Genomic DNA, 12,343 nt, shown 5'->3' with positions numbered 1-12,343 from the left:
TTAGGATATTTACATGTCAGAAGCGTTGATCAATCGTCTGGTGGAATTTGCTGAATCAGGCAATCAACAAAAAATTGTATTGAATGGTCAAACTTACCAGGGCTGGGTGATGGAAATTACCGAGGATGCGCTTCTGATCAGTACCGGTTATGCCGACAAGGCCGGTAAAGACATGTGGATTCTATTTAGCGATCTGGATCAGGCTGAACTGTCGTACTGGGACAATCAGCAAGATCAATGGACTATGTTTAAATTATAAAAACATAAAAACAAGGAGCATCACATGACTGTGCAACGCTGTGGCTGGTGTTCCGATGATCCGCTGTATATCGCCTATCATGACCAGGAATGGGGACAGGCCCTGCTGGATGAAAATCGCCTGTTTGAAATGCTGTGTCTGGAAGGACAGCAGGCCGGTCTGGCTTGGATTACTGTCCTCAGAAAACGTGAAGCTTATCGTGAACATTTTTTTCAATATTCGATTGAATCTATCGCCTTACTTACAGATGAACAACTCCAACTGAAACTTGAAGATGCTAGCCTGATACGTCATCGTGGCAAATTGAACGCCGTTCGGGAAAATGCCCAAGCATGGCTGAAGCTCCGACAGCAAGGAATCAATCTGGTGGAATGGCTCTGGTCTTTTGCCCAGCAACCGCGATTGAATAATGATGTTGTGGATTATCGGCAAGCACCCGCTCAAACCATTGAGAGCCAGAAGATGTCTAAAGCCCTTAAACAGGCCGGTTTTAAATTTGTCGGACCCACCATTTGCTATGCCTTTATGCAGGCCGTTGGTATGGTCGATGACCATGAAAATCATTGTGATTTTAAAACAATATCCTCGCACTTAAATAAGAGCTGAAAATCATGTCGAATAATATTATTCAAGCTTATGCAGCCATGTCCGCAGGTGCGGAACTTGAGCCTTATCAGTTTGATGCCGGAGAACTGCAGCCGCATCAGGTCGAAGTCAAAGTAGAATACTGCGGACTCTGTCATTCGGATATTTCGGTCATTAATAATGACTGGGGTTCGTCGGTCTATCCGGTCGTGGCTGGACATGAGATTATTGGCACCATTACCCATCTGGGTACAGAAGCCAAAGGCCTGAAAGTTGGTCAACGGGTGGGTATCGGCTGGACGGCAGAAAGTTGCCAATATTGCGATCCTTGTATTTCAGGCCAGCAAGTGCTGTGTACTGGCGGTCAGGTGGCGACCATTGTCGGACATGCCGGTGGTTTTGCCGACAAAGTGCGTGCCGGATGGCAATGGGTCATTCCCCTACCCGAAGATCTTGATCCTGAAAGTGCGGGTCCTTTGCTCTGCGGAGGGATTACCGTATTCGATCCGATCCTGAAACATCAGATTCAGGCCATTCATCATGTGGGCGTAATTGGCATTGGCGGTTTAGGACATATGGCCATCAAGCTGCTGAAAGCCTGGGGCTGTGAAATTACTGCCTTCACCTCGAACCTGGATAAAACTGATGAACTGAAAGCCATGGGCGCTGACCATGTAGTGAACAGTCGTGATGTCGCTGCATTAAAAGCCCAGCGTGGCAAGTTTGATTTATTACTGAGTACTGTCAATGTCACCTTGAACTGGCAGGCTTATCTGGCAACTTTGGCACCGAATGGCACTGTGCATATGCTGGGTTTACCACTTGAGCCGATGCAGATTCCGGCTGGCATGCTGATTGGTGGAGCCAAGTCAGTTACCGGTTCACCGACAGGTTCGCCGGCGGCATTACGTCAGTTACTCCAATTTGCTGCACGTAAAAATATTGCTCCGCAAATTGAAGTCTTCCCGATGTCACAACTGAACCAGGCGATTGAACATCTGCATTCTGGCAAAGCCCGTTACCGGATTGTACTTAAAGCAGATTTTACAGCTTAAATCCTGCCTATTTTTAGCTGTTAAAAAGACCCAGCGATTGGGTCTTTTTTATTGCAGGGCTTCAGGCAAAATCGCAATAGGTGAAGGCTTAGCCAGCTCGGTCTTCATCTTCTGCAGCATCTGATAAGGTTGCTGTTGCACAAACATATTTACGAAGCTCAAAGGAATGGAACCTTCCGGATTGGCATAACCATAGGTAGAGACCTTGACTTTATTATTGGCCAGTTTCTGAAAAGTCCAGTCGCCCTGATAATCGGTTAAACGCACATAAGCCGGGTTTAAAGGATAGCCACTTTGGATGGCTTTATTCTTGATGGTGATCTGACCATTGGCTTCCTTGATCATCTTACCCTGCACAATCAGGTCACGGTCTTTTAAGGGAAATGGAAAATCCAGCACCATATACAGGGTAAAGTCACCTTTTTTATCATCGCGGGACAGGACCTTGATGCTACCCATATAGGGAACCCACTGCACTGCATGCTCGACGTTCAGAATCAAGGACACGGCATTTTCAAGCGGTGCAGTATAAGTGGTTTCAGCTTTATAGAGAAAGACCGGGTTTTGTTCATTCTGGTATGTCCAGACCTTGATATTATTTTTATGAATACTGAGTTTAGGCGTCCCGACAGGCTTGGCCTGCGCAATGGCGCCAAGCGCCACTGCACAGAGCAGGAAAATCATTTTTTGCATTTTTTATTCGTCTTATTTTAGTTTTAGATTTTTTTATAAATGATTTTAACTCGGTTTTAAACCTGAATATCGTTAAAACCAAGCACGTCCTTCATATCATATTTACGCGCTTCACGACCGACGACCCAAGCTGCAGCACGTACCGCACCAGAAGCAAAGTTCATCCGGTTAGTCGCTTTATGAGTAATTTCCACACGTTCCCCATCAGCAATAAACATTGCAGTATGTTCACCGACAATATCGCCACCGCGAATGGTCTGGAAGCCAATACTCTTACGCTCACGCGGACCGGTATGACCTTCACGGCAATATACCGCATCTTCTTTCAGGTCACGGCCCAAAGTTTCCGCAATCGCCTCACCCCACATCAAAGCTGTACCCGATGGCGCATCTACTTTGTGACGGTGATGTGCTTCAATCACTTCGATATCTACGGTATCACCAAAAACTTTAGAGGCCAGTTCAAGCAATTTGATCGATACATTCACACCCACTGAATAATTCGCTGCATACACTACAGGAGTTTCCGTCGCAGATTGATCCAGATAGGCTTTTTGCTCATCATTCATACCCGTCGTACCGATCACGATGGCGACACCAGCTTCACGGCAGATTTTCAGATGATTGACGGTCGCTGCGGGTGCGGTAAAATCAATCACGACATCACAGTCTTTGACTACATCGGTAAGGCTACCCACAATCTTGACACCTGTTGCGCCAATTCCGGCAAGTTCACCAGCATCTGCGCCTAATAGTGTACTTTCAGGGCGTTCTACCGCGGCCGCCAATTGATAACCTGCTTCATGCACCGCCTGAATAAGGATACGCCCCATACGACCGCCTGCACCTAAGATCCCAATGCGTGGTGTAGCTGACATAACATAGTCCTGATGTTGATCCAAAATTGCTCTTACTATAGCAAAACTGCAGAATAACACTAAGATGCATTGCATAAAAATCAATGAAAATACTCAAAGAGTGAAATCACTGATATTGATAAGAGTTTTAATCAAGCTTAAGAAGTTAGGCAATCACTTCCGTCAAAGCTATACGATATACATCAACTTGACTCGTCATATAGTTTTTAGCAATTACTCATATAACTGAAATAAGCTTATTCATAATTTTATCGCTCTGATTTTGCATTGATTTACTGAGATTACTGATTTGTGAAGTTAAACAGACGACTTGCCAATACAGTTTTTCCTGTTTAGTCTCGCCATTATTAATTGAGCTCAAAATCTTGATGATTTAAATCTCAGTTAGATTAACAGGATTCTTATGCAAGACTTTTTACTAAATTTTAATTATGAATATCTACTTTTGAATTGATGAGCAGATAAGATTTTAAGTCTTATTGAGATTAAAAGGACTCAATTTTGCTTTATACAAAAATCAGTCCTTAGATTGAGCAAATGAATTATCTAGCTCTTAGGGAACTTATTAAAAATAATAATACCTAAAGCAAAATTTGCATAGTCTATACAATTTTGAAAATTTTTCCACTTAAGGTACTTTGAAAGCACATTTCAAAACTGGGACGAATATCTTCACCATCTACAGTGATATGTTTTATATTGGAATGAGATTGTGTTTTAGAAAAATGATGATCGACTGTTGCTTGAATAGCGTGTTGAGCCCCAAACTGATCCTTCACACTGATACTTTGTTTAAGCATATCTATACCTTTAATAATAGTTAAAGTGGCAAAATATCCACTAAAAATTGATGTTTCTTAATTTTATCTTTAAATAACTTTATGATTTAGCTTAAATAATTGATTTAGAGAAGTATAGAATGTACGGCCATCTAAGTTTAAATCTACCTCAACTCCAGATGAAAGAAGAACTCTTTTACCCACTTCAATTCTTTTTAAACCCTGACGTGTATTTTGCATTTTATTGAGAGGAATTAACGAAACAATAATTTCAGTACCATTTTTAGATTTTGCAATTAAATCATTTATTTTTAACAACTTGAATCCTGTTTTTCTAAAGATTTTTCCAATTTGGAAAATAACTTAAAATTAAATTTGAACGATAAAAAAAGCACTTATTAAGTGCTTTTTTTTACTGTTTATTCTTACTTAGATAGCAACAATATTTACAGCATTCGGTCCTTTTTGACCTTGAGCTACACTGAATTCAACCAGTTGGCCTTCCATTAAGGTTTTAAAACCTGAACTGGCGATTTCGCTGAAATGAGCAAAAACATCTGGACCTGATTCTTGTTGAATAAAACCAAAACCTTTAGTTTCGTTGAACCACTTTACAGTACCTTTAACAACATTTGAGTTTGACATAATATATCCTACTAATTTTTTAATAATTTTTAGTCAATTTATTGACTGAATATAACTTTGAAATAATAAAGAATGAGACTTAAAATCTGAAAAAAACGAAGGATTATGACTAAAACTGCGATACTTAAAGAAGATTTACCGAAACAAGACTTTTTTCTAGTTAAGTTAACTATACACGAAAAATTTAATTAATCAAGTTTTCTTATATATATATTTATTTTATTTATTAAAAAATGAAATTTTAAAAATTTATAGTGATTTCAATAAGATTAAGCTTCCATTGTCATGAGAACAAAATAAGAGTAATCTGCTGTACTGGTAAATTTGATAAGTAATGAATGCGATTATATAGCTCTGTAATAACAATATTGGCCTTTTTAATTTCGGGAATGATGCTTTTTTCTCACTTACAAAATATCTATCACCCTCCAAATTTGGACTCATACTTTCTATTTAGATAATGAAATATAAAAATAGAAACCGCTTTTTAGGCGGTTTCTGTTTTTAAGCGATACCTATCAACTAATAAATAGCATCTTCTAATCTAGAGTATCTTATCTACATAATAAAAAAGGACGCCTCAGCGTCCTCTTTTACTTTCACTCAATTAATCAAACAAGCGATCAAAGAATGATTTTTTCTTTGGTGAGGACTTGCTGTCTTCCCCATCCATGGTTTCTTGCAGTTCTTTTAACAGTTCACGTTGACGTGCACTTAAATTCACTGGAGTTTCCACCACAATACGGCACAGCAAGTCACCTTGCATGCTGGTACGTACCGGTTTAACACCCTTACCACGTAAGCGGAACAATTTACCCGTTTGCGTACCTTCAGGAATTTTCAAGCTAACACGACCATCCAGCGTAGGAATCTGAACTTCCTTACCTAAGGCTGCATCAGCAATCGATACCGGCACATCCATATACAGATCAGCGCCATCACGCTGGAAGATTTCGTGCTCACGCACCACCACTTCTACGTACAAGTCACCTGACTGACCATCACGGATTGCTTCACCCTTACCGGTCAAGCGAACGCGGTCGCCATTATCCACACCCGCAGGAATAGTGACTTCCAAGGTTTGCTGACGATCTGACACCCCTGAACCATGACATTTATTACATGGGTTCTTGATGATCTTGCCCTGACCGCGACAGGTACTACAGGTTTGCTGTACCGAGAAGAAACCTTGCTGCATACGCACTTGACCCGCACCATGACAGGTACGGCAGGTTTCCACATCGTTTGGATTTTTTGAACCTTTACCATCACAGGCATCACACGGTGCCGGTGCAGTAAAGGTAATGGTTTTCTTGACGCCTTTGACCGCTTCTTCCAGGGTCAGTTCCATGACATAGCGTAAGTCGGAACCACGGCGTGCACGTTGCTGGCCACGACCACCGCCGCCACCAAAAGCACCACCGAAAATATCACCGAACTGGCTGAAAATGTCTTCTGCGCTGAAACCACCGCCGAAGCCGCCACCGCCGCCCATACCACCTTCAAAGGCCTGATGGCCCATACGGTCGTACATGCTGCGCTTTTCACCATCAGAGAGCACTTCATAGGCTTCTGCTGCTTCTTTGAATTTCTCTTCAGCTTCAGCATTGTCCGGGTTACGGTCTGGATGATATTTCATCGCCAACTTACGGTAGGCTTTTTTGATTTCATCATCACTAGCGGTTTTAGCGACGCCCAAAACCTCATAATAATCACGTTTAGCCATGTCTGGCGATGCTCCTCACGGAATTTTGTTTAATATTCAACTGAGGTCTGAAATTGGGGTGAAACCGAGTTTTACAAGGGGAAATATGAAAAAAATTATGCGCTTTAGAACACAGCTTTGTTTTGAGAGAATTTATAGATACCTTTAAACCAGGCATTGATCAAGAAAATAAAGGCAATAAAGCTGAAAATCACTCCGGTCACCACACAGGCTTTTACCCATAACTGGCTGTCCCAGGCAAAGAAAAACAGGGGAATAAACCACAGTGCAGCAAAGATCGCCAAAATGGTATAAATCACGATATTACGCATGATCCACAGCGCCTGTGCCTGTAACCAGACTTCAGCATAATCAACTTGAGTGACTTTACGTGCGAACCAGTAAGCCAATAGTCCACTAAACAGGGTAAATAAGGCCAAAAACATGAAGACATAAGCCATCGCTACGGAACGTCGCATCTTGGTTAATGTATCTTGAGTCATGTTCGGTTCAACCTCGTTACCGTATTGGCAGCTCGGCCAATGCAGCAATTACTTATTTTTTTAAATTATAAAAATCTCAGGTGCTACTATATTGAAAATTTCCAAATTTCGCACCTGAAATTATGACAAATTTAAACAGAATTTAAACTTTTTTTCACTTTAAACCACTGTGCATATAGTGCAGGCAGGAAAAACAGGGTCAATAATGTCGCCACAATCAAACCACCCATAATCGCCACCGCCATCGGCCCGAAAAAAATACTGCGGGACAAGGGAATCATGGCCAACACCGCAGCCAGTGCGGTCAATACGATCGGACGACAACGGCGTACCGTGGCATTGATGATGGCATCCCACTGCGACTCTCCGGCCTGAATATCCTGCTCGATCTGGTCAATCAGAATCAGCGAATTGCGCATGATCATTCCCGATAATGCAATCGTTCCGAGCATCGCAACAAAACCGAAAGGTTTATTGAAAATTAACAGGAATAACACCACTCCGATAATGCCTAAAGGTGCGGTCAGGAACACAATAAAGGCCCGTGAGATGCTCTTGAGCTGAATCATCAGCAGGGTCATGACGACTGCGAGGAATAAAGGCATGCCGGCATTCACCGAGTTCTGTCCACGAGCCGATTCTTCAACTGTACCCCCCACTTGCAGCAGATAGCCATTCGGCAGCTCTGCCCGGATTTTTTCCAGTGGCTCTTTGAGTTCATTGACCACAGTAGCGGGCTGCAACTTGCTACGAATATCGGCACGCACAGTAATGGTCGGCAAGCGGTTACGATGCCAGATCAGACCTTCCTCAAAGCTGTATTCTATTTTAGCCAGCTGCGCCAAAGGTACCGAGGGACCACGTGACGTCGGTATCGCCAGACTGCTTAAAGAAGCGACATCAACGCGTTCAGCCTGAGCACCACGCAAACGGATCTCGATCAGTTCACGTTTTTCACGATACTGATCAATGCCGGCCCCCAAAATCGAGCTGTTGAGTACATTGGCCAGTTCACTGCTGCTCACCCCCAACTGACGGGCACGATCCTGATCAATCTGCAATTTGATGACTTTGCTCGGCTCGCCCCAATCCAGATGCACATTGGTGGTATTCGGATTGTCTCCCACGGTGGCTGCAACTTTCTGCGCCCATTCACGGACTAATCCTAAGTCTTCACCCGACACCCGGAATTGTAGTGGATAGCCCACAGGTGGGCCATTTTCCAGCAAGGACACCCTGGTACGCACTTCCGGCAATAACTCTCGAATCTGGTCACTTAAGGATTTGCGGATTTCATTGCGGTCTTCCAGCGAGGAAGCCAATACCACAAACTGGGCAAAGCTGGTTTGCGGCAGCTGCTGATCGAGCGGTAAATAGAAACGCGGCGATCCCATCCCAACATAAGCCACATAGTTATCAATGCCCTCTTGTTTTGATAAAAAGGCTTCGACTTTTTTTACTGCAGCTTCAGTGGCCTTCAGTGATGCACCTTCTTCAAGTTTGAGATCCACCAGAATTTCAGCCCGGTTCGAGGGCGGGAAAAACTGCTGCGGCACCAGCTTAAACATTAAAATAGACAGAATAAAAATTCCGACCGTGGCAGCAATGACAGTTTTACGATAGGTCACACAGGCATCGACCCAACGGCGAAAACCCCGATAAAACCGGGTTTGATAGGGGTCATAATGTTTACCGGCGTGATGCACAATCGGCTGAGGTTCTGGCTGTTTGCGCAGACGTGCCCAGAGACGCTGGTACCACGGCGCTTTTTGAATTAAATCTTTGTTGAAATCCGGTAGAAGTTTATCGCCTAAATATGGCACAAACAGTACCGCGGCCAGCCAAGATACCAGCAATGCAATGGTCACTACCTGGAAAATCGAACGGGTATATTCCCCGGTACTCGAAGCTGCAGTGGCGATCGGCAGAAAACCGGCAGCGGTAATCAGGGTCCCGGTCAGCATAGGAAAAGCCGTGGTGCGCCAGGCATGCCCGGCCGCCTGTAAACGGCTATAACCCTGCTCCATTTTAATCGCCATCATTTCAATCGCGATAATGGCATCATCGACTAGCAGACCGAGGGCCAGAATCAGCGCCCCCAAAGAAATTTTATGCAGTCCGACATCAAACAGCTGCATACCGGCGAAAGTCATGGCCAGCACCAGCGGAATCGAGAAAGCCACCACCAGACCGGTCCGGAAACCGAGCGAGAAAAAACTGACCAGCAATACGATAATCACCGCTTCTGCCAGCACTTTCATAAATTCGTTAATACTGCGTTTGACTGCCACCGGCTGGTCGGAGACTTTTTGCAGCTCCATGCCGAGTGGCAGGGTTTTTTGCAGGCGGGCGAATTCCTGTTCCAGATTTTTACCCAAGGCAATGATGTCCCCGCCCTTGCGCATCGATACAGCAATACCAATGCCGTTTTCGCCCATAAAGCGCATCCGCGGTTGTGCCGGATCACTAAAGCCTCGATAGACTTCTGCGACATCTCCCAGCTGAATGGTTTTGCCATTGACCAGCAGCGGCATCTGTCTTAATTCTTCAACACTGTTTAATGCACCACTGACCCGCACCTGAATCCGGTCTGAACCGGTTTCAAAAAAACCGGACTGGGTGGTGGCATTTTGCTGCTGCAGGGCTTGCTGAATCGCTATGACTGGAACGCCCAGCTGGATGGCCTTGGTATTGGAAATCTCAATCCAGATTTTCTGGTCTTGCAGGCCAATCAGCTCAACTTTGGCAACATCTTTGACCCGTTGCAGTTGCAGCTGTAAGCGATCGGCGTATTCCTTGAGGGTCGCATAGTCAAAATCTTTACCCTTGAGCACATAAATATTGCCAAAGGTATCGCCAAATTCATCATTAAAGAACGGACCTTGTACCCCTTGTGGCAATTCATGCCGGATATCGCCCACCTTCTTGCGCACGTTATACCAGACATCAGCGACATCTTTCGAAGCCAGGGAATCCTTGGCAACAAAAGTCACCATGGATTCACCCGGACGCGAATAGGCCATGATGCGCTCATACTGTCCCGTGGTCATCAGTTCCTTTTCAATCCGGTCAGTGACCTGCAGGGAGATTTCTTTGGCACTGGCACCCGGCCAATAGGTCTGGATTACCATGACTTTAAAGGTAAAAGGTGGATCTTCACTTTGTGACAGTTTGGAATAAGAGACGATGCCGATCAGACCCAGCAGGATCATGAAATACAGCACCAGACCTTTATTTTTTAAAGCCCATTCCGACAGGTTAAAGTTCATGCTTAACTCCCTGCCTGAATGGTCACACGACGGTTTTCACGATCAATCGGATTGATTTTTTGCTGGTTACGCAGCAGATGTACGCCACCAATCACCACATAGTCTTCCGGCTTGAGCCCACTGAGTACAGGAACACTGTCCCGGCCATAGGCACCGAGCTGGACCGGGACTTTACGTAAGGTATGATCGGGCTGGACCACCATGACATAAGCCTGCTGATCCGTTGCCGAGACACTGGATAGCGGCACACTGAGCATATTGTCGCGGCTGTGCTGAAAAAACACCCGGGCACTTTGCCCCAGCTGGATCTGGCCATTGCCTTCACGTAAGGAAACTTTAACCCGAAAGGTACGCGACTGGTCCGCTGCCGGTGAAATCTCTCGGACAATGGCGGCAAATTTTTCTTCAGGTTTGGACCATAAGGTGACCAGAGCCGCTTGCCCCACCCTAATTTCAGCAATTGCCTGTTCCGGCACCCCAATCACCACTTCACGCTCGCCGACAATTGCCAGTTCATACGCCGCCTGCCCGGCAGCGACCACCTGACCTGTTTCAATATTGCGTGCAGTGATTACGCCGTTTCTGGTGGCAATCAGCTGATTATAAGCAGTCTGGTTTTTAGCGGTATCATAATTGGATTGTGCCTGCTTCAGATTTGACAGGGCGGTCTTGTACTGGTTTTCGATCGCGTCATATTGTGAGCGGCTCACGGCATTGGATGGCAATAACTGCTTGAAACGTTGTAATTCATCCTGAGCAATCTTAGTGGCAGACTGCGCGCTTTCCAGCTGGGCACGTGCTGCATTCAGCTGCAGCTGGGCATCTTTGACATCCAGAGTTGCCAGGACTTGCCCGACTTTGACCTGGTCACCCACATCGGCGAAGCGCTGGGTCACCTGTCCAGCGACCCGAAAGGCCAGCGCCGTTTGCTGGCGCGCCTGCACATCACCGGCATAACTTTTTAATTCATGCTGTGAAGTGGTGGGTGTGGCCACCATGACAAAGGGAACTTCCTGTTCTGCTGCAGCAGTATCTTTGCTGCACCCGGTTAAGGTCACGCTGCAAAGCACCACCATGCCAGCCAATACGCTGTAAATCCTGCTCATCTTATTCGCTCTTATCTGATCATCTTTTTTAGGGCAAACTATGCTGATATATTGAATTGCTTGTTTTTTAATTAATATACCACCCGGTACACTAATTACAACTGAATCATCAAAGCAATGACCGTATTGACTTTTTTTGGGAAAAATTGTGCAAATACCTGTAGGACGACCCAAGGATCTGGAAAAGCGTCAGCGCATCCTGAGTGTGGCCAAAGCGCTGTTTTTAGCGCATGGCTATCATGCCTCCAGCATGAACCAGATTGCACGTGAGGCAGGTGTGACCAAGCTGACGGTGTATAACCATTTTCAGGACAAGGCGACCCTGTTTACGTGTGCGATCGAAGATACCTGTGAAGCCATTCTGCATGAACATCCTCAGCTCTTGCAGCCGAGCAGTGACTTTGCGCAGGAGTTTTATCAGGCCTGTCAGCGCGCTTTAAATATTATTCATTTACCAGAAGCGATCAAGCTGGACCTGCTACTGATGGAACTGGCCTCGCAGCAAAGTCCTTTGGCAGAACAGTTTTATCAGGCCTCACATAGCAAACTGGATGCAGTCTGGAATGATTTTTTTACCCTGGCCCAGCAGTATCGCTTTATTCAGGTTGATCTTCCAGAAAAACAGACCGAGCTGATCGTGTCCCTGCTGACCGGAACCCGTCATCAGAAAATCCTGCTGGGTCTCAGCCCTCCCCTTTCAAGCGCAGAACAGCAACAGATTATTAGCGAGGCCATTGAACTGTTTATGCTGAAATATGCCCTGCCGGATTAACTCCTTTCTTTCGGACTGATCACCGATCACCGTATGTGGCCTAAAAGTTGCTAAAAAAGTAGCCAATGCTCTGCAACTTTTGTCTCTAGGGGAC

At 45.1% G+C, this 12,343-nt stretch carries 13 protein-coding genes; 4 read left to right on the top strand and 9 right to left on the bottom strand.

Features of this window, described 5'->3' with window-relative positions; all coding sequences use genetic code 11:
* Positions 1–13: 13 nt before the first annotated feature.
* From FTV08_RS11260 to FTV08_RS11250, 3 genes are read left to right on the top strand one after another with little or no spacing between them, the layout of a single operon-like run.
* Positions 14–259, top strand: coding sequence for a hypothetical protein (locus FTV08_RS11260; RefSeq protein WP_005108279.1), 246 nt, complete (start codon positions 14–16; stop codon positions 257–259).
* A 24-nt stretch (positions 260–283) separates the two neighbouring features.
* Positions 284–865, top strand: a complete 582-nt coding sequence (locus FTV08_RS11255) for a DNA-3-methyladenine glycosylase I (RefSeq protein ID WP_180087356.1) — start codon at positions 284–286, stop codon at positions 863–865.
* Positions 866–870: 5 nt separating this feature from the next.
* The gene (locus FTV08_RS11250; RefSeq protein WP_180087355.1) at positions 871–1,899 is read left to right on the top strand and encodes an NAD(P)-dependent alcohol dehydrogenase; all 1,029 of its coding nucleotides are present in this window, start codon (positions 871–873) and stop codon (positions 1,897–1,899) included.
* 48 nt (positions 1,900–1,947) lie between these two features.
* Here FTV08_RS11250 and FTV08_RS11245 read toward each other — a convergent pair whose 3' ends face one another.
* The 9 genes from FTV08_RS11245 to FTV08_RS11205 all read right to left on the bottom strand — a co-directional run bounded on the left by FTV08_RS11245 (position 1,948) and on the right by FTV08_RS11205 (position 11,477).
* A complete protein-coding gene (locus FTV08_RS11245) occupies positions 1,948–2,592 on the bottom strand; it encodes an START domain-containing protein (protein ID WP_180087354.1) in 645 nt (214 codons plus the stop codon).
* A 56-nt stretch (positions 2,593–2,648) separates the two neighbouring features.
* Positions 2,649–3,470: a 4-hydroxy-tetrahydrodipicolinate reductase gene (gene dapB / locus FTV08_RS11240; protein ID WP_004647678.1), complete on the bottom strand. Its 822-nt coding sequence runs from the start codon at positions 3,468–3,470 to the stop codon at positions 2,649–2,651.
* Between the two features lie 602 nt (positions 3,471–4,072).
* Complete coding sequence (locus tag FTV08_RS11235) at positions 4,073–4,270, bottom strand: hypothetical protein (RefSeq protein ID WP_004280859.1); 198 nt, start codon at positions 4,268–4,270, stop codon at positions 4,073–4,075.
* A gap of 69 nt (positions 4,271–4,339) precedes the next feature.
* Positions 4,340–4,567: a hypothetical protein gene (locus FTV08_RS11230; protein WP_004647679.1), complete on the bottom strand. Its 228-nt coding sequence runs from the start codon at positions 4,565–4,567 to the stop codon at positions 4,340–4,342.
* 111 nt (positions 4,568–4,678) lie between these two features.
* Positions 4,679–4,894 carry a cold-shock protein gene (locus FTV08_RS11225; RefSeq protein ID WP_004280856.1) on the bottom strand — a complete coding sequence of 72 codons (216 nt, stop codon included), beginning with the start codon at positions 4,892–4,894 and terminating at the stop codon, positions 4,679–4,681.
* A 607-nt stretch (positions 4,895–5,501) separates the two neighbouring features.
* Positions 5,502–6,620 carry a molecular chaperone DnaJ gene (gene dnaJ, locus FTV08_RS11220; RefSeq protein ID WP_005104999.1) on the bottom strand — a complete coding sequence of 373 codons (1,119 nt, stop codon included), beginning with the start codon at positions 6,618–6,620 and terminating at the stop codon, positions 5,502–5,504.
* Between the two features lie 104 nt (positions 6,621–6,724).
* Positions 6,725–7,102 carry a hypothetical protein gene (locus FTV08_RS11215; RefSeq protein WP_005094781.1) on the bottom strand — a complete coding sequence of 126 codons (378 nt, stop codon included), beginning with the start codon at positions 7,100–7,102 and terminating at the stop codon, positions 6,725–6,727.
* Between the two features lie 131 nt (positions 7,103–7,233).
* Positions 7,234–10,371, bottom strand: coding sequence for an efflux RND transporter permease subunit (locus FTV08_RS11210; protein ID WP_180087353.1), 3,138 nt, complete (start codon positions 10,369–10,371; stop codon positions 7,234–7,236).
* Positions 10,372–10,373: 2 nt separating this feature from the next.
* Positions 10,374–11,477 (bottom strand): efflux RND transporter periplasmic adaptor subunit, encoded by a 1,104-nt coding sequence (locus FTV08_RS11205; RefSeq protein ID WP_180087352.1) that lies wholly within the window; start codon positions 11,475–11,477, stop codon positions 10,374–10,376.
* 148 nt (positions 11,478–11,625) lie between these two features.
* Between FTV08_RS11205 and FTV08_RS11200 the strand changes: the two genes are divergently transcribed.
* Complete coding sequence (locus FTV08_RS11200) at positions 11,626–12,249, top strand: TetR/AcrR family transcriptional regulator (protein WP_180087351.1); 624 nt, start codon at positions 11,626–11,628, stop codon at positions 12,247–12,249.
* Positions 12,250–12,343: the final 94 nt, after the last annotated feature.

Source organism: Acinetobacter sp. YH12226, assembly GCF_013417805.1.
Classification (GTDB): Bacteria; Pseudomonadota; Gammaproteobacteria; order Pseudomonadales; family Moraxellaceae; genus Acinetobacter.
The sequence above is the reverse complement of the archived record's forward strand: the minus strand, read 5'-3'. Positions and strand labels throughout refer to the sequence as shown.

What these genes read in the sequence shown, in the direction of transcription:
- FTV08_RS11260 (WP_005108279.1), top strand. Translation starts at nt 14, where the DNA reads ATGTCAGAAGCGTTGATCAATCGTCTGGTGGAATTTGCTGAATCAGGC.
- FTV08_RS11255 (WP_180087356.1), top strand. Translation starts at nt 284, where the DNA reads ATGACTGTGCAACGCTGTGGCTGGTGTTCCGATGATCCGCTGTATATC.
- FTV08_RS11250 (WP_180087355.1), top strand. Translation starts at nt 871, where the DNA reads ATGTCGAATAATATTATTCAAGCTTATGCAGCCATGTCCGCAGGTGCG.
- FTV08_RS11245 (WP_180087354.1), bottom strand. Translation starts at nt 2,592, where the DNA reads ATGCAAAAAATGATTTTCCTGCTCTGTGCAGTGGCGCTTGGCGCCATT.
- dapB (WP_004647678.1), bottom strand. Translation starts at nt 3,470, where the DNA reads ATGTCAGCTACACCACGCATTGGGATCTTAGGTGCAGGCGGTCGTATG.
- FTV08_RS11235 (WP_004280859.1), bottom strand. Translation starts at nt 4,270, where the DNA reads ATGCTTAAACAAAGTATCAGTGTGAAGGATCAGTTTGGGGCTCAACAC.
- FTV08_RS11225 (WP_004280856.1), bottom strand. Translation starts at nt 4,894, where the DNA reads ATGTCAAACTCAAATGTTGTTAAAGGTACTGTAAAGTGGTTCAACGAA.
- dnaJ (WP_005104999.1), bottom strand. Translation starts at nt 6,620, where the DNA reads ATGGCTAAACGTGATTATTATGAGGTTTTGGGCGTCGCTAAAACCGCT.
- FTV08_RS11215 (WP_005094781.1), bottom strand. Translation starts at nt 7,102, where the DNA reads ATGACTCAAGATACATTAACCAAGATGCGACGTTCCGTAGCGATGGCT.
- FTV08_RS11210 (WP_180087353.1), bottom strand. Translation starts at nt 10,371, where the DNA reads ATGAACTTTAACCTGTCGGAATGGGCTTTAAAAAATAAAGGTCTGGTG.
- FTV08_RS11205 (WP_180087352.1), bottom strand. Translation starts at nt 11,477, where the DNA reads ATGAGCAGGATTTACAGCGTATTGGCTGGCATGGTGGTGCTTTGCAGC.